This is a genomic window from Streptomyces sp. ITFR-21 (genome assembly GCF_031844685.1).
GTDB lineage: Bacteria > Actinomycetota > Actinomycetes > Streptomycetales > Streptomycetaceae > Actinacidiphila.
The window spans coordinates 5,234,861-5,259,565 of the sequence record NZ_CP134605.1 but is presented as its reverse complement, the minus strand read 5'-3'; the positions used below and the strand labels follow the sequence as shown (position 1 = coordinate 5,259,565).

18 protein-coding genes are annotated in these 24,705 nt (G+C 72.8%); 2 read left to right on the top strand and 16 right to left on the bottom strand.

The genetic code is table 11. The features are described 5' to 3' along the window. Positions 1–18 precede the first annotated feature (18 nt). The 6 genes from serA to RLT57_RS23570 all read right to left on the bottom strand — a co-directional run bounded on the left by serA (position 19) and on the right by RLT57_RS23570 (position 9,777). Positions 19–1,611: a phosphoglycerate dehydrogenase gene (gene serA / locus RLT57_RS23595; RefSeq protein ID WP_311299277.1), complete on the bottom strand. Its 1,593-nt coding sequence runs from the start codon at positions 1,609–1,611 to the stop codon at positions 19–21. Between the two features lie 296 nt (positions 1,612–1,907). Continuing rightward, on the bottom strand, positions 1,908–2,906 hold the full coding sequence (ilvC, locus tag RLT57_RS23590; RefSeq protein WP_311299276.1) for a ketol-acid reductoisomerase: 999 nt from the start codon (positions 2,904–2,906) through the stop codon (positions 1,908–1,910). A 106-nt stretch (positions 2,907–3,012) separates the two neighbouring features. Next, positions 3,013–3,540 carry an acetolactate synthase small subunit gene (gene ilvN, locus RLT57_RS23585; RefSeq protein WP_311299275.1) on the bottom strand — a complete coding sequence of 176 codons (528 nt, stop codon included), beginning with the start codon at positions 3,538–3,540 and terminating at the stop codon, positions 3,013–3,015. Positions 3,541–3,568: 28 nt separating this feature from the next. Then, a complete protein-coding gene (locus tag RLT57_RS23580) occupies positions 3,569–5,440 on the bottom strand; it encodes an acetolactate synthase large subunit (protein ID WP_311299274.1) in 1,872 nt (623 codons plus the stop codon). Between the two features lie 275 nt (positions 5,441–5,715). Next, entirely contained in the window at positions 5,716–8,595 is a 2,880-nt protein-coding gene (locus RLT57_RS23575; protein ID WP_399129239.1) for a putative bifunctional diguanylate cyclase/phosphodiesterase, read from the bottom strand. 258 nt (positions 8,596–8,853) lie between these two features. Continuing rightward, entirely contained in the window at positions 8,854–9,777 is a 924-nt protein-coding gene (locus RLT57_RS23570; protein ID WP_311300830.1) for a 2-hydroxyacid dehydrogenase, read from the bottom strand. Between the two features lie 110 nt (positions 9,778–9,887). Between RLT57_RS23570 and RLT57_RS23565 the strand changes: the two genes are divergently transcribed. Further along, on the top strand, positions 9,888–10,880 hold the full coding sequence (locus RLT57_RS23565) for an aldo/keto reductase (protein WP_311299273.1): 993 nt from the start codon (positions 9,888–9,890) through the stop codon (positions 10,878–10,880). A gap of 219 nt (positions 10,881–11,099) precedes the next feature. Further along, complete coding sequence (locus RLT57_RS23560) at positions 11,100–12,323, top strand: PQQ-dependent sugar dehydrogenase (RefSeq protein WP_311299272.1); 1,224 nt, start codon at positions 11,100–11,102, stop codon at positions 12,321–12,323. Positions 12,324–12,760: 437 nt separating this feature from the next. Here the strand turns inward: RLT57_RS23560 and gatB are convergent, their stop codons facing one another. From gatB to mnmA, 10 genes are all read right to left on the bottom strand, one after another. Continuing rightward, positions 12,761–14,269, bottom strand: a complete 1,509-nt coding sequence (gene gatB / locus RLT57_RS23555; protein ID WP_311299271.1) for an Asp-tRNA(Asn)/Glu-tRNA(Gln) amidotransferase subunit GatB — start codon at positions 14,267–14,269, stop codon at positions 12,761–12,763. 29 nt (positions 14,270–14,298) lie between these two features. Next, positions 14,299–14,553: a hypothetical protein gene (locus RLT57_RS23550; RefSeq protein ID WP_311299270.1), complete on the bottom strand. Its 255-nt coding sequence runs from the start codon at positions 14,551–14,553 to the stop codon at positions 14,299–14,301. Then, the gene (gene gatA / locus RLT57_RS23545; RefSeq protein ID WP_399129236.1) at positions 14,550–16,043 is read right to left on the bottom strand and encodes an Asp-tRNA(Asn)/Glu-tRNA(Gln) amidotransferase subunit GatA; all 1,494 of its coding nucleotides are present in this window, start codon (positions 16,041–16,043) and stop codon (positions 14,550–14,552) included. The genes RLT57_RS23550 and gatA overlap by 4 nt, the downstream gene beginning before the upstream one ends. A gap of 2 nt (positions 16,044–16,045) precedes the next feature. Further along, positions 16,046–16,345: an Asp-tRNA(Asn)/Glu-tRNA(Gln) amidotransferase subunit GatC gene (gene gatC, locus RLT57_RS23540; protein ID WP_311299269.1), complete on the bottom strand. Its 300-nt coding sequence runs from the start codon at positions 16,343–16,345 to the stop codon at positions 16,046–16,048. A gap of 108 nt (positions 16,346–16,453) precedes the next feature. Beyond that, positions 16,454–18,643, bottom strand: a complete 2,190-nt coding sequence (locus RLT57_RS23535) for a putative bifunctional diguanylate cyclase/phosphodiesterase (protein WP_311299268.1) — start codon at positions 18,641–18,643, stop codon at positions 16,454–16,456. A gap of 220 nt (positions 18,644–18,863) precedes the next feature. After that, positions 18,864–21,083 (bottom strand): NAD-dependent DNA ligase LigA, encoded by a 2,220-nt coding sequence (gene ligA / locus RLT57_RS23530; RefSeq protein ID WP_311299267.1) that lies wholly within the window; start codon positions 21,081–21,083, stop codon positions 18,864–18,866. A 25-nt stretch (positions 21,084–21,108) separates the two neighbouring features. Beyond that, complete coding sequence (locus tag RLT57_RS23525) at positions 21,109–22,062, bottom strand: methionine synthase (RefSeq protein ID WP_399129915.1); 954 nt, start codon at positions 22,060–22,062, stop codon at positions 21,109–21,111. 208 nt (positions 22,063–22,270) lie between these two features. Continuing rightward, positions 22,271–22,960: an SDR family oxidoreductase gene (locus RLT57_RS23520; protein ID WP_311299265.1), complete on the bottom strand. Its 690-nt coding sequence runs from the start codon at positions 22,958–22,960 to the stop codon at positions 22,271–22,273. Continuing rightward, entirely contained in the window at positions 22,957–23,511 is a 555-nt protein-coding gene (locus RLT57_RS23515; protein WP_311299264.1) for a TIGR00730 family Rossman fold protein, read from the bottom strand. The genes RLT57_RS23520 and RLT57_RS23515 overlap by 4 nt, the downstream gene beginning before the upstream one ends. Continuing rightward, on the bottom strand, positions 23,508–24,644 hold the full coding sequence (gene mnmA, locus RLT57_RS23510; RefSeq protein WP_311299263.1) for a tRNA 2-thiouridine(34) synthase MnmA: 1,137 nt from the start codon (positions 24,642–24,644) through the stop codon (positions 23,508–23,510). Before mnmA ends, RLT57_RS23515 begins: the two co-directional genes overlap by 4 nt. Positions 24,645–24,705: the final 61 nt, after the last annotated feature.

Genomic DNA, 24,705 nt, shown 5'->3' with positions numbered 1-24,705 from the left:
GGCCCGGGATCGTATACGTCAGTCGGTCAGGTTCACCGCGCGTGCGGACGTCGCGCCGATCTCCGAGGCGATGTCGGTGAGGACACCCGCCGGAATGGTGGAGTCGACGGTGAGGGCCACCAGCGCGTCGCCGCCGGCGGTGGAACGGGCCACCTGCATGCCGGCGATGTTGACGTCGACCTCGCCGAGGATGCGGCCGAGGGTGCCGACGACGCCGGGGCGGTCGGTGTAGTGCAGGAACGCCATGTGGTCGGCGAGCACCAGGTCCACGTCGTGGTCGCCGATCGCGACGATCTTCTGGATGTTCTTGGGTCCGGCCAGCGTGCCGGAGACGGAGACCTCGGTGCCGTCGGCGAGGTTGCCGCGGACGGTGACCACGTTGCGGTGGTTGGGCGACTCGCTGCTGGTGGTGAGGCGGACCTCGACCCCGCGCTCCTGCGCGAACAGCGGCGCGTTGACGTAGCTCACCGTCTCGGCCACCACGTCCTCGAACACGCCCTTGAGCGCGCTGAGTTCGAGGATCTTGACGTCGTGCTGGGTGATCTCGCCGGAAACCTCGACATCGAGCCGGGCGGCGACCTCGCCGGCCAGCGCGGTGAAGATCCGGCCCAGTTTCTCGGCCAGCGGCAGGCCCGGCTTGACGTCCTCGGCGATGACGCCGCCCTGCACGTTCACCGCGTCCGGCACCAGCTCGCCGGCCAGCGCCAGCCGTACCGACTTGGCGACCGCGATACCGGCCTTCTCCTGCGCCTCGTCGGTGGATGCGCCCAGGTGCGGGGTGGCCACCACGTTGTCGAACTGGAACAGCGGCGAGTCGGTGCAGGGCTCCTTGGAGTACACGTCCAGGCCCGCGCCGGCGACCCGGCCCTCCTTCAGCGCCGCGGCCAGCGCCTCCTCGTCCACGATGCCGCCGCGGGCCGCGTTGACGATCCGCACCGACGGCTTGACCTTGTGCAGCGCCTCGTCACCGATCAGGCCGAGCGTCTCGGGGGTCTTGGGCAGGTGCACGGTGATGAAGTCCGAGGACTCCAGCAGCTCGTCCAACGTCAGCAGCCGGACGCCCATCTGGGCGGCACGCGCGGGCTGCACGTAGGGGTCGTAGGCGACGACCTTCATACCGAAGGCGGCCATCCGCTGGGCGACCAGCACGCCGATCCGGCCGAGGCCGACCACGCCGAGGGTCTTCTCGCTGAGCTCCACGCCGGTGTACTTGTTCCGCTTCCACTCGCCGGCCTTGAGCGCCGCGTTGGCGGGCGCGATGTTGCGGGCGGTGGCGATCAGCAGGCCGCAGGCCAGCTCGGCGGCGGTGACGATGTTCGAGGTGGGGGCGTTGACGACCATCACGCCGGCCTTGGTGGCGGCGGACACGTCCACGTTGTCCAGGCCGACGCCGGCCCGGGCGACGACGCGGAGCTTGCGGGCCGCGGCGACCGCCTCGGCGTCGACCTTGGTGGCGCTGCGGATCAAGATGGCGTCGACGTCGACGATGGCGGACAGCAGTTCGGCCCGGTCCGCGCCGTTGCAGTGCCGGATCTCGAAGTCCGGGCCGAGCGCGTCCACCGTGGCGGGCGACAGCTCTTCTGCGATGAGTACGACAGGCTTCTGGCTCACGTGGTCCTCACTTGTCCTTCGTGGGCGGCCGGGTCCCGTTCGACCGCTCCAGGGAGGCGGGAATGGCATGCCGCGTGGGAGACGCACGACGCTGTGAGCCTGACGCGCTTGTTAAGGCAGTGTATCGACGGGCCACATCCGCGCCTTCGCCGAAATGGAAGGATCACCCGGAGGGGTTGCGTCGCTTCGTACAAAGCCGCCGGCTCTCCGCCTTCGGAGACTCGTACGAAGCGACGCCCGTGGGCGAGCTCCGGGGGGACGCCGCCCCGGTGGGGGCGGCGCGTCCCGCGGCGGGGTTACGCCTCTTCGTCCACCCAGCTCATCAGCTTGCGGAGCTTGCGGCCGGTGGTCTCCAGCAGGTGGTTCTCGTCGGCCTTCTTGTACTCGTTGTACTTGGGCAGGCCGGCGTTGTACTCGGCGATCCAGTTGTTGGCGAAGGTGCCGTCCTGGATCTCGCCGAGGATCTTCTTCATCTCGGCCTTGGTGCCGTCGTTGATGATCCGGGGGCCGGAGATGTAGTCGCCCCACTCGGCGGTCTCCGAGACCGACCAGCGCATCTTCTCCAGGCCGCCCTCGTACATCAGGTCCACGATGAGCTTGAGCTCGTGCAGGCACTCGAAGTACGCGATCTCCGGCTGGTAGCCGGCCTCGACCAGGGTCTCGAAGCCGGCCTTGACCAGCGCCGAGGTACCGCCGCAGAGCACGGCCTGCTCACCGAAGAGGTCGGTCTCGGTCTCCTCGGTGAAGGTGGTCTTGATGACGCCGGCCCGGGTGCCGCCGATGCCCTTGGCATACGACAGGGTCAGCTCGAACGCCTTGCCGGTGGCGTCCTGCTCGACGGCCGCGATGCAGGGCACGCCACGGCCTTCCTCGTACTGGCGGCGCACCAGGTGGCCGGGGCCCTTCGGGGCGACCATGCAGACGTCCACGCCGGCCGGCGGCTTGATGAAGCCGTAGCGGATGTTCAGGCCATGGCCGAAGAAGACGGCGTCGCCGTCCTTGAGGTTGTCCTTGATGGACTCCTCGTAGACGCGGGCCTGGATCGGGTCCGGCACCAGGATCATGATCACGTCGGCCTCGGCGGCGGCCTCGGCGACCGGCAGCACGCGCAGGCCCTGCTCCTCGGCCGTGGCCTTGGACGTGGAGCCTTCGTGCAGGCCGACGCGCACGTCGACACCGGAGTCGCGCAGCGACAGCGCGTGGGCGTGGCCCTGGCTGCCGTAGCCGATGACCGCGACCTTGCGGCCCTGGATGATGGACAGGTCGGCGTCGTCGTCGTAGAACAGCTCGGCCACTTCGGGTCTCTCCTCGGATCGGGTTTTACGGCCCACCGTACGACGGTCGGGCGGAGGGTGGTTTCGGGGTCTCGCGATGCGGATCGGGCGCGAGCGGCCCCGCGGGTTACGCGGACCGGTCGAGCGCGCGCAGCGAGCGGTCGGTGATGGAGCGGGCGCCGCGGCCGACCGCGATGGTGCCGGACTGCACCAGCTCCTTGATGCCGAAGGGTTCCAGCATCTTGAGCATGGCCTCCAGCTTGTCCGCGCCGCCGGTCGCCTCGATGGTGACGGCTTCCGGCGAGACGTCCACGGTCTTGGCGCGGAAGAGCTGGACGATTTCCACGATCTGGGAGCGGGTCTCGTTGTCGGCCCGCACCTTCACCAGAACGAGTTCACGCGCGATCGCCGCCGCCGGGTCGAGCTCGACGATCTTCAGCACGTTGACCAGCTTGTTGAGCTGTTTGGTGACCTGCTCCAGCGGCAGTTCGTCGATGACGTTGACGACGATCGTGATGCGGGAGATCTCGGGGTGCTCGGTGGTGCCGACCGCGAGCGAGTCGATGTTGAAGCCGCGCCGGGAGAACAGGGCGGTGATCCGGGCCAGGACGCCGGGCTTGTTCTCCACCAGGACTGAGAGCGTGTGCTTGGACATGGGCAGGGGTTCCTTCTCTCGCGCTCGCTCAGTCGGCCAGGCCGTCGCTGAAGTCCGGGCGGACGTCGCGCGCGGCCATGATCTCGTCGTTGGAGGTGCCGGCCGCGACCATCGGCCACACCATGGCGTCCTCGTGGACGATGAAGTCGACGACGACCGGGCGGTCGTTGATGGAGTTGGCCTTGGCGATGACCGCGTCCAGCTCGTCCGGGCTCTCGCAGCGCAGTCCGACGCAGCCCATCGCCTCCGACAGCTTGACGAAGTCCGGGACCCGGGTGCCGCGGTTCTTGATGGAGCCGACGCCCTGGGTGGAGCCGGGGACAGCCTCGGCACCGGAGTGCAGCACGGTGTTGGAGAAGCGCTCGCCGTAGAAGAGGTGCTGCCACTGGCGGACCATGCCCAGGGCGCCGTTGTTGATGATGGCGACCTTGATCGGGATGTTGTTCAGCGCGCAGGTGGCCAGTTCCTGGTTGGTCATCTGGAAGCAGCCGTCGCCGTCGATGGCCCACACGGTGGCGTCGGGCATGCCGGCCTTGGCGCCCATCGCGGCCGGGACCGCGTAGCCCATGGTGCCGGCGCCGCCGGAGTTGAACCAGGTGGCGGGCCTCTCGTACTTGATGAACTGGGCGGCCCACATCTGGTGCTGGCCGACCCCGGCGGCGAACAGGGTGTTCTCCGGGGCGAGCTGCCCGATCCGCTCGATGACCTGCTGCGGGGAGAGGCTGCCGTCCTCGGGCAGGTCGTAGCCGAGCGGGTAGGTGTTCCGCCAGAAGTTCAGGTGCTCCCACCAGCCGCTGTAGTCACCCTTGTGGCCGGCCTCGTGGTCGGCCTGGACGGCGACGATCAGGTCGGCGAGGACCTCGCGGGCGTCGCCGACGATCGGCACGTCGGCGGTGCGGTTCTTGGAGATCTCGGCCGGGTCGATGTCGGCGTGCACGATCTTGGCGTGCGGCGCGAAGGTGTCCAGCCGGCCGGTGACGCGGTCGTCGAAGCGGGCGCCGAGCGCGATGATCAGGTCGGCCTTCTGCAGCGCGGTGACCGCGGCCACGTCGCCGTGCATGCCGGGCATGCCGAGGTGCTGCGGGTGGCTGTCGGGGAAGGCGCCCAGGGCCATCAGCGTGGTGGTGACGGGGGCGCCGGTCAGCTCGGCGAGGATCCGCAGCTCACCGGTGGCGCGGGCCTTGAGCACGCCGCCGCCGACGTAGAGCACCGGGCGCCTGGCCTCGTTGAGCAGCCGGGCGGCCTCCCGGATCTGCTTGGCGTGCGGCTTGGTCACCGGGCGGTAGCCGGGCAGGTCCTGCTGCGGCGGCCAGGAGAAGGTGGTCTCGTTCTGCAGCGCGTCCTTGGCGATGTCCACCAGGACCGGGCCGGGGCGGCCGGTGGCGGCGATGTGGAACGCCTCGGCGATGGTTTTCGGGATCTCGGCCGCGTCGGTGACCAGGAAGTTGTGCTTGGTGATCGGCATGGTGATGCCGCAGATGTCCGCCTCCTGGAAGGCGTCGGTGCCGATGGCCTTGGAGGCGACCTGGCCGGTGATGGCGACGATCGGCACCGAGTCCATGTGGGCGTCGGCGATCGGCGTCACCAGGTTGGTGGCGCCGGGCCCCGAGGTGGCCATGCAGACGCCGACCCGGCCGGTGGCCTGCGCGTAGCCGGTCGCGGCATGGCCGGCGCCCTGCTCGTGGCGGACCAGCACGTGCCGGACCTTGACCGAGTCCATCAGCGGGTCGTAGGCGGGCAGGATCGCGCCGCCGGGGATGCCGAACACCGTGTCGGCGCCGACCGCCTCGAGAGAGCGGATGAGGGACTGGGCGCCCGTCATGCGCTCGGCGGGAGCGGCGGGCGCCGCGCTGCGGGCCCGCGGCTGCGGATGGTGGGACCCGGTGGCCTGCTCGGTCATCTGCGTTCTCTTCTCTCGAAGATGAGGGTGCTGAGAGGGCGTGCTCGCAGCGGCTCCCGGGGGGCGCTGCTGGGGTGGTACGGAGGCGGGGTGGTGTGGAGGTGATGCGGTGCGGGGTGGTGCGGGCAACAAAAAACCCCTCGTGCCGTGAGGCAAGCGAGGGGAGCGCGCCGGTGGGGTGCGAGGCTGTGCGGCCTCGGTCAGCCGACGCGCTTTCCAAGTACGAGAATACGGGTGCGCATGGCCTTGACCTTCCTCCCGTCCCCTGTCGGGTGTCAAGCCGGTGGGACCGGCGTCTCAGCATTCGAGCGTCTCGTGGGTGGTGGCAGGGCCCGGGATGTGACCTGTTCACGTGGTGTTTCCCGGGGTACGGGGTAGCGGCCGCGGGTCAGCGAACCACGCAGCCGGTGCTCGTCGAGCGGTCCGGCGAAGGCCATGCCGAGGCCGTGCGCGCAGCCCATCTCGCGCAGTGTCTGGACCTGCTCCGGGCGGTCCACGCCCTCGGCGACGGTGCGGATGCCGAGGTCGGCGGCGATCCGCAGCAGCCCACCGGTGATCTTGTGCAGCCGAGCCGACTCGACCAGGCCGTCGGTGAAGGCGCGGTCGAGTTTCACCACGTCCACCGGCAGGGTGCGCAGCGCCCCCAGGGCGCCGAAACCGCTGCCGAAGCCGCCGAGCGCGATCCGTACGCCGAGGCGGCGCAGGGCGTTCAGCCGGCGCTCCAGTTCGTCGGGGGGCAGGTGCGGGTCGCCGCCGGACAGCTCCAGGATCAGCCCGCCGGGCGGCAGCTCGTGCCGGTCCAGCAGCCGCTCGACGTTGCCCTCCGGGACCCGGCGCGGGGACAGCCGTACGGTGACGGGGATCCGGTGGCCCGCGTCGTACCGGAGCGCGGCCTGCTCCACCGCCTGCTCCAGTACCCACCGCCCCACGTCTAAGCTCCGGTCCGGATCCTCCCCGGCCCGCGGGAACTCGGCGGGGCTGAAGAGGATGCCCTGTGAGGAACGCCAACGGGCGTGCGCCTCGACGCCGGTGATCCGCCCGCCGGACAGTTCGACCACCGGCTGGTGCAGCAGGGTGAACTCTCCGTCGTGCAGTGCCCGGGGCATCCGTCCGGCGAGTTCGGTGCGGCGCACCACGTCGGCCTGCATGTGCGGTGCGTACAGCGCGACCTGGCCCTTGCCCGACTGCTTGGCCCGGTACATCGCCAGGTCCGCGTTGCGCATCACCTCGCTGGGGGTGGCGCCGGGCTCGGCGAAGGCGATGCCGACGCTGGCGCCGACCCGGACCTCGCCGCCCTCCAGCGGGTACGGGGCGGACAGCGCCGCCCGCAGCCGGTCGGCGATCTCCCGGATCTGGCTCTCGCGCAGGCCGGGGGCGCCGCCCTGGTCGCCGGGTCCGGGTCCGGTGATCAGGGCGGCGAACTCGTCGCCGCCGAGCCGGGCGGCGCTGTCGCCGACCCGCAGCGCGTCCTGGAGCCGGCGGGCGGCGCGGACCAGCAGGTCGTCGCCCGCCTGGTGACCCGCGGTGTCGTTGACCGCCTTGAAGCCGTCGAGGTCGACGTAGAGCACCGCGGTTTGGCCGTGGCCGGCCCGGCGGCCCTCCAGTGCCCGAGCGAGGCGTTCGGTGAACAGCGCCCGGTTGGGCAGGTCGGTGAGCGGGTCGTGGGAGGCGTTGTGCTGGAGCTGGGCCTGGAGCCTGACGCGCTCGGTGACGTCCCGGCTGTTGAAGATCAGACCGCCCTGGTAGCGGTTGACGCTGGACTCCACGTGCAGCCACTCGTCCCGGGCCGGGTGGCGGCCGGCGGCGCCGTCACGCGGCCCGCGGCCGGAGCGGATCCGGCACTCGATCCGGGTGGCGGGCTCCTCGCTGGGTGTGGCGGCCAGGAACCGGCGTACCTCGTGCAGCACCCGGCCGAGGTCGTCGGGATGGATGTGAGCGGCCAGCTCGGTGCCGACCAGCTCCTCCGGATCGCGACCGTAGACGCCCTGCGCGGCGGGGCTGACGTACCGCAGCACTCCGGTGGGGGCGGCGATCATGATGACGTCGCTGGAGCCCTGTACCAGGGAGCGGAAGTGGTTCTCCTTCTGCGCGAGTTCCTGGGTGAGGGAGATGTTGTCGAGCAGCATGATGCCCTGCCGGACCACCAGCGCGAGCACCACGGTGGCCCCGGTGACCAGGACCACGCGGTCGCACTTCTGGCCCTTGATCACGTTGTAGAGGATGCCGAGGGTGCAGACCGCGGCGGCCAGGTAGGGGGTGAGGGCGGTGAGCGCGCCGGCCGAGGTGCGGGTGGGGCCGTCGGGCCCCCGCTGCGGCTGGAGGCGGCTGCCGACCCAGGGTGCGTGCGCCATCAGTATCGCGCCGGCGAACCAGCCCGCGTCCAGGATCTGCCCGGAGCGGTAGTGGGCGCGCAGCAGCGGCGAGGTGAACAGCGCGTCGCACAGCACGGTCAGCGCCAGCGCCGCCAGCGCGGTGTTGACCGCGGCCCGGTTGACCGCCGAGCGGCGGAAGTGCAGCGCGAGGACCATGCTGACCAGCACGATGTCCAGCAGCGGGTAGGCCAGCGACAGCGCGGTGCGCGCGGTGCTCGGGCCGTCCCAGCGGGCGGCGTTGGCCAGCGCCAGGATCCAGGACAGCGTCAGCAGCGAGCCGCCGATCAGCCAGGTGTCCAGTCCCAGGCAGACCCAGCCGGCCCTGGTCACCGGCCGCTTGGCGAGCACCAGCAGGCCGATGACGGCGGGCGGGGCGAACATCAGGAAGCAGAAGTCGGCGGCGGAGGTCCGCGGCACGGGCTCGCGCAGCACCACCTCGTACCAGCCCCAGATGGCGTTGCCGAGGGCGAGCATCGCGGAGGAGAACGCGAACAGCAGCCAGGCGGGGCGGTGCGGGCCGGCCACCCGGCGGGCGTAGAGCAGTGCCGAGACGGTGGCCGTGGCCGAGGCGGCCGACAGTCCGAAGTCGCCCATGACCACGGCGACTTCGGCGGAGCCCCAGCCGAGGGAGGCGCCTGTGGTGTAGCCGCCGCAGAGCATGGCGACGAGGAGTTGGGGAAGCAGTCCGGTGGTACGCGCGCCGGCCGCCGGCGCCGCGGCGGCCACCACGCCGCCGGCGCCGCCCGCGGCCGCGGTCACCGTGCCGGCCCCGGTGGCGCTCACCGGGCACTCCGATGCGGTCGGCGCGGCCGGGCCGGCCGTCGGGTGGTGGTCAGGTGTGCGAGGCCCATCGCCCGTCGCCCCCCTTTACTTGCTCGTCGTCCACAGCGCCACAACCGCATACTCACGGCCATCGCGTGCCTGCCCCCGGAAACGGACGATACACCAGAATTGTCACTCAGCGATAGGGGTTGTCTACTGTGTGTAACCGGAGGGGAAAGGGTGCACACGGGGTGCAGTCGGACGGGGCCGGCGGGCGGGTCACCCGCTGGTGGCGACCACGTTCAGCAGCGGCTCCCCGGCCGCGAAGCGGGTCAGCTGGGCCCGGATCAGCCGCTGCGCCCGGGGCATGAACGCCGAGGTGCTGCCGCCGACGTGCGGGCTGATCAGCACACCGGGCGCGTGCCACAGTGGGTGTCCGGCGGGCAGCGGCTCGGGGTCGGTGACGTCCAGCGCCGCGGTCAGCCGCCCCGACCCGGTCTCGGCGAGCAGCGCCGCGGTGTCCACCACCGGCCCGCGGGCCACGTTGACCAGCAGCGCGCCGTCCTTCATCGCGGCCAGGAAGGCGGCGCCGGCCAGGCCCCGGGTCTGCTCGGTGAGCGGGGTGGTCAGCACCACCACGTCGGCGGCGGGCAGCAGGCCCGGCAGCTCGTTGATGGCGTGCACCGGGCCGTACGGACCGGTCCTGGCGGTGCGGGCGACCCGGACCACCTCGCACTCGAAGGGGGTCAGCCGGTCCTCGACGGCCGCGCCGATCGAGCCGTGGCCGACGATCAGCACCGTGCGGTCGGCGAGCGCCGGGTAGAAGCCGGCGTGCCACTTCTCGTCGTCCTGCCCGCGCACGAACCGGGGGACGCCGCGCAGCGAGGCGAGGATCAGGGTCAGGGCGAGCTCGGCGGTGCTGGCCTCGTGCACGCCGCGGGCGTTGCACAGGCTGACGCCGGGCGGGAGCCGGTCCAGCCGGGGCAGGATGTGGTCGACGCCGGCGCTCAGCGTCTGCACGACGCGGACGTCGCGCATCCCCGGCAGCGGCCGGGCGCCCTCGGCCGGACCGCGCAGGTAGGGGACGACGTAGAAGACGGCTTCGGCCGGGTCGGTGGGGAAATCGCCCTCGCCGTCCCAGAACACGTAGCGGAAGGCGTCCGGCAGTCCGCCGACCTCGGCCGGCGGCACCGACAGCCACACCACGGGCCGGCCGTCCTCGGTGCCGGCGGCGCGGACGCTTCGGCCTTGGGTTGAATCAGTCATGGTCAGGAGGCTATGGCACAGTGGGGCGGCGCAAGGAGGTCACACGGGTGGAGCGCAGGACGGTCGGTGCGGCGGCGCTCGCGGTGGGCGCGGTCGGCCTCGGGTGCATGCCCATGAGCTGGGCGTACAGCGCCTCGCGGCAGGACGGCGAGGAGTCGCTGCGAACGGTGCACACCGCGCTCGACCACGGGACGACGCTGCTGGACACCGCCGACATGTACGGCCCGTTCACCAACGAGCTGCTGCTCGGGCGGGTGCTGAAGGAGCGTCGGGCCGAGGCGTTCGTCGCCACCAAGTGCGGGCTGCTGGCCGGCGAGCAGCACGTCGTGGCCAACGGCCGTCCCGGGTACGTGCGCAGGGCCTGCGACGCCTCCCTGCGGCGGCTGCAGACCGACCGCATCGACCTCTACCAGCTGCACCGGGTGGACCCCGAGGTGCCGGTGGAGGAGACGTGGGGCGCGATGGCGGAGCTGGTCGCGGCGGGCAAGGTGCGCGCGCTCGGGCTGTGCGCCGTGGGCGCGCGCGGCAACCGCAGGACCGGTGCCGCGCTGCACGACGAGACGATCCGCCATCTGACCCGCGTCCAGCAGGTGTTCCCGGTCTCCAGCGTGCAGGCGGAGCTCTCGCTGTGGGCCGCGGAGGCGCTGGACGAGCTGCTGCCGTGGTGCGCGGCCCACGGGGTCGGCTTCCTGGCGGCGATGCCGCTCGGCAACGGTTTCCTGACCGGCACGCTGACCCCAGGCGGCGGCTTCGAGCCGGAGGACCTGCGGGCCCGGCACCCGCGCTTCACCGCGGAGATGATGGCCGCCAACCAGCCGATCGTGGCGGGCCTGCGCCGGGTGGCGGAGCGTCATGAGGCCACGGCCGCGCAGGTGGCGCTGGCGTGGACGCTGGCGCAGGGCCCCGGGGTGGTGCCGGTGCCGGGCACCAAGACGGCCCGCTGGAGCGCGGAGAACGCGGGGGCGGCGGGGCTGGCGCTGAGCGCGGCGGACCTGGCGGAGCTCGCGCGGCTGCCGGCCGCGCGGGGGTCGTGGGACTGAGAGGACGGCCGCCCCGGCCGGGAGGGGCTCGCGTTCCCGGCCGTGTGCGCGCCCCCGGGCCTGCGGCCCACGGCCTCCCGGTCCGCGGGTCCGGGAGCACGGGCCCGGGAGCGCGGGTCCGGACCCGCGGGTCCGGGTCCCGTACGTCGGGGTCCCGCAGGGACCGGCAGGGCCGGGGACGCCTCGCGGGGGCGGACGGATGTGTGGTGTGCTGGACCGGTGAGCACCGTCAAGGGAACCGTCCGCCGCCGATCCGCGCTCGGGGCGTCCGCCGCCGGCACCGCCGCCGTACTGCTGCTGGCCGGCTGCTCGGCCGGCCCCTCGCCGATCCACCCGCCGTCGGTGACGTCGCCGCCGGCCGCCCCGGGCGCGCCCGGCCCGACCGGCGCCACCGGCACGCCCACAGCCCCGGACTCCGGCGCCACCCCGTCGGCGGCGCCCGCGAAGGGCACGGCAAAGGTCACCGGCACGGTCGCGACCGGCATCGACACCCCGTGGGGCCTGGTGCAGCTCCCGGACGGCACGCTGCTGGTGGGCTCCCGGGACACCGGGCGGATCTCCCGGGTGGACATGGACAAGGGCACGGTGACGCAGATCGGCGGCGTGCCCGGCGTCACCCACACCCAGGGCGGCGAGAACGGGCTGCTCGGGCTGGCCGTCTCCCCCGGCTACGGGTCCGACCACCAGGTCTACGCGTACTACGGCACCGAGTCCGACAACCGCGTCGTCCGGATGCTCTACGACCCCTCGCGGCAGAAGGGCGAGCAGCTCGGCGCCCCCGACACGATTCTGCGGGACATCCCGACCGGCACGCTGCACAACGGCGGCCGGATCGCCTTCGGACCCGACGGGATGCTGTACGTCGGGACCGGCGAGACCGGGCAGCGCGGGCTCGCCCAGGACATGACGTCGCCGGCCGGCAAGATCCTGCGGATGACGCCCGACGGCCAGGTCCCCCAGGACAATCCGGTGCCCGGCTCGCTGGTGTACTCCCCCGGGCACCGCAACGTCCAGGGTCTCGCCTGGGACCCCCAGGGGCACTTGTGGGCCTCCGAGTTCGGCCAGGACACCTGGGACGAGCTGAACCTGATCGAGCCCGGCAGGAACTACGGCTGGCCGGTGGTGGAGGGCATCGCCCACCGCGCGGGCTACGTCGACCCGGTCGCCCAGTGGCACACCGACGACGCCTCCCCCAGCGGCATCGCCTACGCGGCCGGCTCCGTCTGGATGGCGGCCCTCAAGGGCGAACGCCTGTGGCGCGTCCCCCTGAACGGCACGGCCACCGCGGCGGCCCCGCAGTCCTTCTTCACCGGGACGTACGGCCGCCTGCGCACCGTGACCGCCCTCGACGACCACACCCTGCTCCTCACCACCAGCAACACCGACAACCGCGGCACCCCGAAGAAGGGCGACGACCGGATCCTGCGCGTCTCGGTGACCTGACCCGGTCCGGGGCGATCCGCCTGGGGGGGCGGCGCCCGGGTGCGGCCCCGGGCGCCGCACGGGAAGGCGGTTTGCCTCGGCCGTCCCTGCCCGCGCCCGACCGGGCTCCGGCCGCCTCAGCGGCACGGCCCGGCGGGCCCGCCCACGTCACCGGGACCGGCCCGCACCGCACCGCACCGCACCGCACCGCACCGCACCGGCGATATGTGACCGCTCGGCCGTTTCGTGCGGTCGCCCACAGGGTGCGCCCACGCGCGTCGGGTACGCGCGAGGACGGCACCCCCGGAAGAAGGGGGTGCCGTCCTCGCGGACGCGATCCGGCCGCGGCGTGGGGCGCCCGGTCAGTCCGCGCCGTGAGCGGTTCGCGGCTATGTGCCCGGCCCGCGCCGCCCGTACGCCGCCCGCATGACGGACAGGTGGCGGGGGCGCGCGCCGCCTCAGCCCTGGACGCCCAGTTTCTCCAGCACCAGTTCGCGGACCCGCCTGGCGTCCGCCTGACCGCGGGTCAGCTTCATGACCGCGCCGATCAGGGCGCCCGCCGCCGCGAGGTTGCCGCCGCGGATCTTGTCGGCGACGGCCGCGTTGGCCGCGATGGCCTGGTCCACGGCGGCGCCGAGCGCCCCGTCGTCGGAGACGACCTTCAGCCCGCGCCGGTCGACCACGTCGTCCGGCTCGCCCTCGCCGGCCAGCACGCCCTCGATGACCTGGCGGGCCAGCTTGTCGTTGAGGTCGCCGGCCGCGACGAGCGCGGAGACCCGGGCCACCTGCGCCGGGGTGATCGGCACGTCGGGCAGTTCGGTGCCGCTCTCGTTGGCGTACCGGGCCAGCTCGCCCATCCACCACTTGCGGGCCGAGGCGGCGTCCGCCCCGGCGTCGATGGTGGCCAGGATCAGGTCGAGGGCGCCGGCGTTGAGCACCGACTGCATCTCGTGGTCGGCGATGCCCCAGTCGTCCTGGAGCCGCTTGCGGCGCAGCCGCGGCAGCTCGGGCAGGGTGGCTCGCAGCTTCTCCACCCAGGCACGGGCCGGGGCGACCGGCACCAGGTCCGGCTCGGGGAAGTAGCGGTAGTCCTCGGCCTCCTCCTTGATCCGGCCGGAGGTGGTGGAGCCGTCCTCCTCGTGGAAGTGCCGGGTCTCCTGCACGATGGTGCCGCCGGAGGAGAGCACCGCGGCGTGCCGCTGGATCTCGAACCGGGCGGCGCGCTCCACGCTGCGCAGCGAGTTGACGTTCTTGGTCTCGCTGCGGGTGCCGAACCTCTGCCGCCCGTGCGGGCGCAGCGACAGGTTGACGTCGCAGCGCATCTGGCCCATCTCCATCCGGGCCTCGGACACGCCCAGCGCCTTGATCAGCTCGCGCAGCTCGGCGACGTACGCCTTGGCGACCTCGGGTGCCCGCTCGCCGGCGCCCTCGATGGGCTTGGTGACGATCTCGATCAGCGGGATGCCGGCCCGGTTGTAGTCCAGCAGCGAGTGCGAGGCGCCGTGGATCCGGCCGGTCGCGCCGCCGACGTGGGTGGACTTGCCGGTGTCCTCCTCCATGTGGGCGCGTTCGATCAGCACCCGGAAGACCTCGCCGTCCTCCAGCTGGACGTCCAGATAGCCGTTGAAGGCGATCGGTTCGTCGTACTGCGAGGTCTGGAAGTTCTTCGGCATGTCCGGGTAGAAGTAGTTCTTCCGGGCGAAGCGGCACCACTCGGCGATCTCGCAGTTCAGCGCGAGGCCGATCTTGATCGCCGACTCCACGCCGACCTCGTTGACCACCGGCAGCGAACCGGGCAGGCCCAGGCAGACCGGGCAGGTCTGCGCGTTGGGCTCGGCGCCCAGCTCGGTGGAGCAGCCGCAGAACATCTTGGTCCTGGTGCCGAGCTCGACGTGGACCTCCAGGCCCATCACCGGGTCGTACGACGCCAGCGCGTCCTCGTAGGACAGCAGATCCGTGACGGTCACAGTCCTCTTTACCTCTCAGTCCTCGGGCTTCAGTCCGTCAGGATGTCGTCGTCGTTCATCCGGCGCAGTTCGCGGACGAGCAGGGCAATCCCGGTGGCGACGGCGGCGGCGCTGACCACGGCGTCGACCAGCTTGAGCGTGTCGCTCTCGCCGCGTGCCGTCCTGGCCCGCCTGATGTTGGCGACGGCGCCGAACAGCGACGTGCCGATGGCCAGGTACGTGCCGGGGCGGCTCTTCTTGAAGCCCTTGGCCCTGGCGACCGTGCTTTTCTTGGTGGTGCTCACAGCTGGGGTGCCTCCTCAAGCAGCGGGTGGCCCCACTTCGCGACGAAGGCGGCCTCGACGGCGGCGCCGACCCGGTAGAGCCGATCGTCCCTGAGTGCGGGCGCGATGATCTGCAGACCCACCGGGAGACCGTCCTCCGGCGCCAGCCCGCAGGGCAGCGACATGGCGGCGTTGCCGGCGAGGTTCGTCGGAATGGTGCACAGGTCGGCCAGGTACATCGCCATCGGGTCGTCGGCGCGCTCGCCGATCGGGAAGGCGGTGGTCGGGGTGGTCGGCGACACGATCACGTCGACCCGCTCGAAGGCCCGCTCGAAGTCCCGGGTGATCAGGGTGCGCACCTTCTGCGCGGAGCCGTAGTAGGCGTCGTAGTAGCCGGAGCTGAGCGCGTAGGTGCCGAGGATGATGCGGCGCTTGACCTCGGGGCCGAAGCCGGCCTCGCGGGTCAGCGCGGTGACCTCCTCCGCGGACCTGGTGCCGTCGTCGCCGACCCGCAGGCCGTAGCGCATGGCGTCGAAGCGGGCCAGGTTGCTGGAGCACTCCGACGGCGAGATCAGGTAGTACGCGGCGAGCGCGTAGGTGAAGGACGGGCAGGACAGCTCGACGATCTCGGCGCCCAGCCCGCGCAGCAGCTCCACCGACTCGTTGAAGCGCTGGACGACGCCGGGCTGGTAGCCCTCGCCGCCGAACTCCTTGACCACGCCGACCCGCAGGCCGGTCACGTCACCGCTGCGGGCGGCCTCGACCACCGGCGGCACGGGGGCGTCGATGGAGGTGGAGTCCATCGGGTCGTGGCCGGCGATCACCTCGTGCAGCAGCGCCGCGTCCAGCACCGTGCGGGCGCAGGGCCCGCCCTGGTCCAGCGAGGAAGAGAAGGCGACCATGCCGTAGCGGGACACCCCGCCGTAGGTGGGCTTGACGCCGACGGTGGCGGTGACCGCGGCGGGCTGCCGGATGGAGCCGCCGGTGTCGGTGCCGAGGGCCAGCGGTGCCTGGTAGGAGGCGAGGGCCGCGGCGCTGCCGCCGCCGGAGCCGCCGGGGACCCGGGTGAGGTCCCAGGGGTTGCCGGTGGGGCCGTAGGCGCTGTTCTCGGTGGAGGAGCCCATGGCGAACTCGTCCATGTTGGTCTTGCCGATGATCACCACGTCGGCGGCCTTGAGCTTCTTGGTGACCGTGGCGTCGTACGGGGGGATCCAGCCTTCGAGGATCCTGGAGCCGACGGTGGTCGGCACGCCCTCGGTGGTGAAGATGTCCTTCATCGCCAGCGGCACCCCGGCCAGCGGGCCCAGCGGCTCGCCGGCCGCGCGCTTGGCGTCCACCGCGCGGGCCTGGGCGAGCGCGCCCTCCCGGTCCACGTGCAGGAAGGCGTGCACCTTCTCGTCGACGGCCTCGATCCGGGCCAGGTGGGCCTCGGTGACCTCGACGGCGGTCAGCTCGCCGGCCGCGATCCTCGCCGCGGTCTGGGCGGCGGTCAGCCTGATGATGTCGCTCACGGTCAGCTCTCCTCCCCGAGGATCTGCGGCACCTTGAACCGCTGCTGCTCCTGCGCGGGCGCGCCCGACAGCGCCTGGTCCGGGGTGAGCGACGGCCTTACGGTGTCCGGCCGCATCACATTGGTCAGCGGCAGCGGGTGCGAGGTCGGCGGTACGTCCTCGCCGGCCACCTCGGACACGCGGGCCACCGCGCCGATGATGTCGTCGAGCTGCTGGGCGAAGTGGTCCAACTCCTCGCCGGACAGCTCAAGGCGGGCCAGCCGTCCGAGGTGGGCGACCTCCTCGCGCGTGATGCCAGGCATGCGTTGCGATCCTCTGGGGGGTGAGATGTCGTTGGTGCCCCCAATCCTATGGGGTGGCGCCGCCGGACCCGCACTGCGTTACGCCCGGGACCGGGCTCGGGGCGGGCGTCAGGTGGCGGCGGCCCGGCCGGAGGAGCTGGGGTCGGCGACCGGGGAGTGCTCGGGCTCGGGCTCTCCCCTGGGCAGCGCGGGGGCGGCGACCGCGGGGCGCTGCCAGCCGCGTTCGCCGCGGGCGCGCAGCCACGCGGTGGCCTCGTCGGCGGGCATCGCGGCCGCGACCAGCCAGCCCTGGACGGCGTCGCAGCGCAGCTCCCGCAGCCGCTCCCAGGTCTCGTCGTCCTCGACGCCCTCGGCGACCACCAGCAGGCCGAGGGAGTGCGCGAGGTCGATGGTGCAGCGGACGATCTCGGCGTCCTCTTGGTCCACCACCAGCCGGGCCACGAAGGAGCGGTCGATCTTGAGTTCGCTGACCGGCAGCCGCCGCAGGTGCACCAGCGAGGAGTAGCCGGTGCCGAAGTCGTCGAGCGACATCTTGACGCCGTGGCCGGTGAGACCGTTGAGCGTGTCGGCGGCCTGCTGCGGGTCCTCCAGCAGGACCGTTTCGGTGATCTCCAGCTGGAGCGCGCCGGGCGGCACCTGGTGGCGGGCCAGCCGGGCGGCGACCGCGCCGGCGAAGCCGGGGCTGCGCACGTCGCGCGGCGAGACGTTGACGGCGACCGGCACCTCCAGGCCCATCCGGCGCCATGTGGCGATCTGGGCCAGCGCGGTCTCCAGGACGTACTCGGTGAGCTGCGGCATCAGCCCGGAGGTCTCGGCGATGCCGATGAACTCCTCCGGGTTGACCCGGCCGCGTTCCGGGTGCTCCCAGCGGACCAGCGCCTCCAGCCCGGCGACCTGGCCGTCGAAGCGGACCTTGGGCTGGTAGTGCAGCTCGACCTGGCCGGTGTCGAGCGCGCGCCGCAGGTCGCCGAGCAGGCCCAGCCGGTCGGGGGTGTTGGCGTCGCGCGCCGCGTCGTACACCTCGACGCCGCTGCGGTCCCGCTTGGCCTGGTACATCGCCACGTCGGCGCGGCGCAGCAGCCCCTCGGCGTCCAGCGCGTGGTCCGGGAAGACCGCGACCCCGGCGCTGGCCTCCAGTTCCAGGGTCAGGCCGTCCAGGCTGAGCGGCGAGCCGAGCGCCACCACCAGGGCCCTGGCCACCCGCTGGGCCCTGGTGGTCGAGTCGCAGCTGGGCAGCAGCACCGCGAACTCGTCGCCGCCGAGCCGGGCCGCCTCGGCACCGCGCGGCAGGGCGAGCCGCAGCCGGTCGGCGATCTGCAGGAGCAGCCGGTCGCCGGCCAGGTGGCCGAGGGTGTCGTTGACCGACCGGAACTTGTCGAGGTCGATGAGGATCAGCGCGACCCGTTCCCTGGCGTCGGCCTGCGGGAGCGCGGCCTGGCCGCGCTGGGCGCTGTCCAGCGCGCCCCAGGTCCGCTCCAGCAGCCACTGGCGGTTGGGCAGGCCGGTCAGCGGGTCGCGCAGCTGCTCCTCGGCGCGGGCGTGGGCGATCCACAAGGTGGAGTCCAGCGCGATCAGCGGCACCGAGAACAGCGGCAGCAGAATCGGTTTGTCACTGGCGACGACCAGGATCAGCGGGGAGATGCCGAGCAGGGCGCCGCCGACCATGCCCTGCCGCAGCAGCGCGGTGCGGGCCACGGTGGGCGGCCCGCCGCCGTGCGGTGCGAACGTCCACCACAGCAGGGCGCGGGTGCCGGCCAGGTACGCCAGCGCGGTGACGGTGACGGAGAAGACGGCGGACACCGACCAGGCGGCGGGCAGCCACGGGTGCTCCACCGAGGGGTGCACGCCGAACAGCGCGAGGGTGATCGCGCCCGCGCCGATGCCGAGGATGTCGATGGCGGCGTGCAGCGCGGCCTCCCGGCCCCGGTGCCGGCGGGCGGTGCCGACCAGCATCACCACCGCGAGGCTGACCAGGACGGCCGGTACCCAGCCGTAGAGCAGCAGCATGCCGAGGGTGAGGGCGGCGCCGGAGCCGGTGCCGCCCCACCAGCGGTCGCGGCCCATCGCCACCAGGTGGCCGACGATGATGCCGGTCAGCACCGCGAAGGCCCAGCCGGCGGTGCCGCCGGGGAAGAGCGCGCTGCCCTGGTGCAGCATCCGGATGACACAGACCGTCAGGGTGCCGGCGGCGACCGCCGGTACCCCCACCCGCAGGAGGGACCTGGGCACCGCCGGAAGCACCGGCACGGGCGGACCGCCGGTCAGCGGCGCCGCTCCGGCGCTCTCCGTCGGTTTCATGCCGTCCCTCTCCCAGCCTGGCGAAGCATACGGTCCACCGCGCCGGAGCCCGCGGTGATGAACCGTCCGGTCCGCTGCAAGGTTGTTTCCCGCAGTCGCGCCTCTCAACAGTAGGCCGGAAGACGCCGTCCCGGGCACCGATCCACTGCCATTGCCCGAATGCGATCAGCGCGATCGACGTATTCGGATATGGGCCGATCGGGTGACATGTGCGGGCTATTCAGTCCGATTCGCCGTCGGATTCCGGGGGATTCACCGCCCGCTCCCGGGCCGCTTCGGCACCTTGTTCGAGAAGTACCCCGAAGCCGTCCTCGTCCAGGACCGGCACCTTCAGCTGCACTGCCTTGTCGTACTTGGAGCCGGGGTTGTCGCCGACGACCACGAAGTCCGTTTTCTTGGAAACCGCGGCGGTGACTTTCGCGCCGCGGCTGACCAGCGCCTCTTTTGCGCCATCCCGGGTATGCCCGGTGAGCGTTCCGGTGACCACCACCGTGAGGCCCTCGAGCGGCCTCGGCCCCTCGTCGGAGCCCTCCTCGGTGAACGTGACGCCCGCGGCCCGCCACTTGTCGATGATCTCCCGATGCCAGTCCTCGGCGAACCACTGCTTGACCGAGGCGGCGATGGTGGCGCCCACGCCGTCGACCGCGGCCAGCTCGGCCTCCTCGGCGTCCCTGATCCGGTCCAGGTCGCGGAACTCGCGGGCCAGCGCCTCGGCGGCGACCGGGCCGACGTGGCGGATGGACAGACCGGTGATGACCCGGGCCAGCGGGCGCTGCCTGGCGGCTTGGATGTTGTCCAGCATGGCCAGCGCGTTCTTCTTCGGCTCGCCCTTCTGGTTGGCGAAGAAGGTGACGATCTTGGGCTCGCCGGTCTCCGGGTCGCGCTTGGGCAGGCCGGTGTCCTGGTCCAGCACGTAGGAGCGGATGGGCAGCAGTTCGCCGATCTCCAGGCCGAACAGGTCGCCCTCGTCCCTGAGCGGCGGCTCCTGCGGCTCCAGCGGCTGGGTGAGGGCGGTCGCCGCGACGTAGCCGAGGGCCTCGATATCCAGGCTGCGACGACCGGCGAGGTAGAAGATCCGCTCCCGCAACTGGGCCGGGCAGGCGCGGGCGTTGGGGCAGCGCAGGTCGACGTCCCCCTCCTTCATCGGCTGGAGGGGGGTGTGGCACTCGGGGCACTCGGCGGGCATCACGAACTCCCGCTCGCCGCCGTCCCGCAGGTCGGCGATTGGGCCGAGGATCTCCGGGATCACGTCGCCGGCCTTGCGCAGCGCCACGGTGTCGCCGATGAGGACGCCCTTCCTCTTGACGACCTCCTGGTTGTGCAGGGTGGCGAACTCGACCTCGGAGCCGGCCACCGTGACCGGCTCGACCACCGCGTACGGGGTGACCCGGCCGGTGCGGCCGACGCCGACCCGGATGTCGACCAGCTTGGTGTTGACCTCCTCCGGCGGGTACTTCCAGGCGATGGCCCAGCGCGGCGCCCGGGAGGTGGAGCCGAGCCGGCCCTGCAGCGGGATCTCGTCGACCTTGACCACCACGCCGTCGATCTCGTGCTCGACGTCGTGCCGGTGCTCGCCGTAGTAGGCGATGAACTCCCGTACGGCGTCCAGCGAGTCGGCCACCTTGTTGTGGCGGGCGGTGGGCAGCCCCCACTCGCGCAGCAGCTCGTAGGCGTGCGACTGGCAGTCGATGGCGAAGCCCCGGCGGGCGCCGAGGCCGTGCACCACCATCCGCAGCGGCCGGCCCGCGGTGATCCTGGGGTCCTTCTGCCGCAGTGAGCCGGCCGCCGCGTTGCGGGGGTTGGCGAACGGCTTGTCGCCGCCCTCGACCAGCCGCGCGTTCAGCTCCTCGAACTTCTCGCCGGGGAAGTAGACCTCGCCGCGGACCTCGACCAGCTCCGGCACCCGGTCGCCGGCCAGCCGGTCGGGGATGTCGGCGATGGTGCGCACGTTGGGGGTGATGTCCTCGCCGGTGCGGCCGTCACCGCGGGTGGCGGCGCGGGTCAGCCGGCCGTTTTCATAGGTGAGGTTGACCGCGAGGCCGTCCACCTTGAGCTCGCACAGGAAGTGGTACGGGCTGTGGTCGTTGTCCGGCGGGCCGAGCTCGCCGGCCACCCGGTCGGCCCAGGTGGCCAGTTCCTCCTCGGTGAAGGCGTTGTCCAAGGACAGCAGCCGCTCGCGGTGCCGGACGGCGGTGAACTCGGTCTCGTACGCCCCGGCGACCTTCTGGGTGGGCGAGTCGGGGGTGCGCAGCGCCGGGTACCGGTCCTCCAGCGCCTCCAGCCGGCGCAGCAGCCGGTCGAAGTCGCCGTCGCTGACGACCGGCGCGTCCCTGACGTAGTAGCGGAAGCGGTGCTCCTCGACCTGCTCGGCCAGCCGGGCGTGCTGCTCCCGTGCCTCGGCGGGGACCTCCGCGGGCTGTGCGTCCTCCAGGGCTGCCACGATTGCGTCCTTCCTCGGTCAGGCGTCACTCAGGGTCGTCGACGAGCGAGCGTGCCGCCTTGGCGCAGTGCAGCAGGGCGGCACGGGCATAGGACGGTGAGGCCCCCGCCAGACCGCAGGCCGGGGTGACGGCCACCGAGGACCCCAACGCCCCCGGTGCCAGCCCCAGCCTGCGCCACAGCGCCCGAACACCGCTGACGCTACCGGCAGGGTCCGACAATTCGGCGTCCAGTCCCGGCACGACACCGGCGAGCAGCGCGGTGCCGCCCTCGGCCGCCTCCCCGAACACGTCCCAGTCACGTTCGGTAAGCAAGGAGAAGTCGAAGGAGAGGCCGGCCGCCCCGGCCCTGCGCAGCAGCGCGAACGGGACGTCGGGCGCGCAGGAGTGCACCACGACCGGGACGCCGACCGCCGTGATCAGGTCCCGCAGCGTGCTCTCCACCCGGGCCCGGTCCACCGCCCGGTAGGTCCGGTAGCCGCTGGCGGTCCTGACGTGGCCGGTCAGCACGGCGGTGAGCGAGGGTTCGTCCAGCTGCAGCACCAGTTGGGCGCCGGGCACCCGCCGGGCGGTCTCCTCCAAGTGGACGCCGATGCCCTCGGCGAGGGATCCGGCGAGGTCGCGGCAGGCGCCCGGGTCGCGCAGCGCCGCCTCGCCGCTCTTCGTCTCGACGCCGGCCGCCAGCGTCCACGGCCCGACCGCCTGCACCTTCAGCGGGCCCTGGTAGCCCTGGGTGAACTCCTCCAGCGCGTCCAGGTCCTCCCCGAGCCACGACCTGGCCCGCTTGGTGTCCCGGCCCGGCCGGTCGCCGAACCGCCAGCCGCTGGGCTCCACCCGGGCGTAGAGCTCGACCAGCATCCCCAGCGTGCGTCCGATCATGTCCGCGCCGGGTCCGCGCGCGGGCAGCTCCGGCAGGAACGGGAAGGTCCCGGTGGCCTCCACGGCCACCCGCGCCGCCTCCCTGGCGTCGCCCCCCGGCATGGACCCCACTCCGGTCGCGGCACCTTCGGGCAGTTTGAACTCGCTCTGGTTGGTCACCCGGGAAGACTACGAGACGCGCCGCCGGAGCCTCGCCGCCCGCGCCACCGCCGTCGCGGCGGCCCGCCCAGGACCGGCGCCGGGCGCGCCCGGCCGGTCCGCCGGCGGACGGGACCGGCGGCGGGGACGCCCGGCTCGGCGGCGGACGGGCTCAGCGCCCCGGGCGGACCGTCAGGTCGGTGATCTCCGCGTCGCGCGGGAGGTCCAGAGCGGTCAGGACGGTCGTCGCGACGGATTCCGGGTCGATCCAGCGGTCCGCGTCGTACGCCTTGCCCTCCTGCTGGTGGACCTTCTGCTGCATGGGCGTGGCGGTACGGCCGGGGTAGACGGTCGTCACCCGTACGCCGCTGCCGTGCTCCTCGGCCCGCAGCGCGTCGGCGAGGGCGCGCAGGCCGTGCTTGCTGGCCGCGTACGCCGACCACGCGGCGTTCGCGGAGAGACCGGCGCCGGAGTTGACCATCACCACGTGGCCGCGGGACAGCCGCAGCTGCGGCAGCAGCAGCCGGGTCAGCTCGGCCGGGCCGACCAGGTTCACCGCGAGGGTCTCCTGCCAGACCTTCGGGGTGAGGTCGCCGACCGGGCCGAGTTCCACCACGCCCGCCACGTGCAGCAGCGAGTCCAGCCGGTCGGGCGGGGACTGGAGGCCCAGCGCCCAGGACAGCCGGGACGGCTCGCCGAGGTCGCCGACCAGGGTCCGCGCGCCGGGGAAGCGCTCGGCGAGCTGCGCGGCCCGGCCGGCGTCCCGGGCGAGCAGCCACAGCTCGTCGCCGCGGTCCAGCAGCCGGCGGGCCACCGCCGCGCCGATCCCGGACCCGGCCCCGGTGACGAGACGGACGCTCACGCACGCTCCTGGAGGTGGTCGGCCCGGTATGCGGTCAGATAGGCGAGCGCCGCCCGGGGGTCCTCGGCGAAGTGGACGAGTCCGGACAGCGGCACGGGCAGGAAGCCCTCGGCCTCCATCCTGCGGAACTGCTGCTTGAGTCCGTCGTAGAAGCCGGCGGTGTTGAGCAGGACCACCGGTTTGCCGTGCAGGCCGTGCTTCTTCAGTTCCAGGATCTCGGTGGCCTCGTCCAGGGTGCCCGTGCCGCCGACCATGATCACGATCGCGTCGGAGCGCAGCAGCAGCTCGGCTTTGCGGTGCGCGAGGTCGCGGGCGATCACCGTCTCGTCGGTGTCCGGCCTGGCCAGGTGGTGCAGGAACTCCACCGAGATCCCGACGAGCCGGCCGCCGGCCTGCTGCGCGCCGTCCGCGAGGACCTTCATCAGCCCGGTGTCGGAGCCGCCCCACACCAGGGTGTGGCCGCCCTCGCCGAGCAGTCTGCCGAACTCCCGGGCGGCCACCGTGTACTGCTCGCCGAGGTCGGCCGCGGACAGGAAGACGCAGACGTTCATACGGCCACCGGGGTCTTGCGGTCGGTCGTGGCGATCGTGGCCGAACCGACCACGCGGGTGCCGTCGTAGAGCACGACCGCCTGGCCGGGGGCCACGCCGCGGACCGCCTCGGCGAAGGCGACGTGCAGTTCGCCGTCGAGCAGCTCGGCGGTGACCGGTACGTCCTCGCCGTGGGCGCGCAGCTGGGCGGTGTACGCGGCCCGGCCCTCGGGCGGGGTGCCGCACCAGCGGGGGCGGATCGCGGTGAGCGCGGTGACGTCCAGCGCCTGGGCCGGGCCGACGGTGACGGTGTTGTCCACCGGGGAGATGTCCAGGACGTAGCGGGGCTTGCCGTCGTCCGCGGGGACGCCGAGCCGCAGGCCCTTGCGCTGGCCGATGGTGAAGCCGTACGCGCCGCTGTGGGTGCCGACGCGGGCGCCGTCCTGGTCGACGATGGCGCCCTCGGCGGTGCCGAGGTGCCTGGCGAGGAAGCCCTGGGTGTCGCCGTCGGCGATGAAGCAGATGTCGTGGCTGTCGGGCTTGCGGGCGACCGCGAGGCCGCGGCGCTCGGCCTCGGCGCGGATCTCGTCCTTGGTGGTCAGGGTGTCGCCCAGCGGGAACATCGCGTGCGCGAGCTGGCGCTCGTCGAGCACGCCGAGCACGTAGGACTGGTCCTTGGCGGCGTCGCTGGCACGGTGCAGCTCGCGGGTGCCGTCGGGGTTGGTGACGACGGCGGCGTAGTGGCCGGTACAGACGGCGTCGAAGCCGAGGGCGAGGGCCTTGTCCAGCAGCGCGGCGAACTTGATCTTCTCGTTGCAGCGCAGGCAGGGGTTGGGGGTGCGGCCGGCCGCGTACTCGGCGACGAAGTCGTCGACGACGTCCTCGCGGAAGCGCTCGGCGAGGTCCCACACGTAGAAGGGGATGCCGATGACGTCGGCCGCGCGGCGGGCGTCGCGCGAGTCCTCCACGGTGCAGCAGCCCCGGGCCCCCGTGCGGAAGCTCTGCGGGTTCGCCGACAGCGCGAGGTGCACGCCCGTCACGTCGTGCCCGGCCTCGGCGGCGCGCGCCGCCGCCACGGCGGAGTCCACCCCGCCACTCATCGCCGCCAGCACCCGCAGCGGCCGTACGGCTCCCTGTTCCCGGATTTCGCTCACCCCCCTAGCCTAAGGCCCGCTCTCCCCCGCCTCCCGCCTTTTCCGCCCCGCGGCCCGGCCG

Excerpts from the sequence above, each read along its gene's own strand:
- ilvN (WP_311299275.1), bottom strand. The coding sequence starts at position 3,540 with ATGTCCAAGCACACGCTCTCAGTCCTGGTGGAGAACAAGCCCGGCGTC.
- RLT57_RS23580 (WP_311299274.1), bottom strand. The coding sequence starts at position 5,440 with ATGACCGAGCAGGCCACCGGGTCCCACCATCCGCAGCCGCGGGCCCGC.
- gatC (WP_311299269.1), bottom strand. The coding sequence starts at position 16,345 with ATGCCTGGCATCACGCGCGAGGAGGTCGCCCACCTCGGACGGCTGGCC.
- RLT57_RS23535 (WP_311299268.1), bottom strand. The coding sequence starts at position 18,643 with ATGAAACCGACGGAGAGCGCCGGAGCGGCGCCGCTGACCGGCGGTCCG.
- RLT57_RS23525 (WP_399129915.1), bottom strand. The coding sequence starts at position 22,062 with ATGCCGGGGGGCGACGCCAGGGAGGCGGCGCGGGTGGCCGTGGAGGCC.
- RLT57_RS23515 (WP_311299264.1), bottom strand. The coding sequence starts at position 23,511 with ATGAACGTCTGCGTCTTCCTGTCCGCGGCCGACCTCGGCGAGCAGTAC.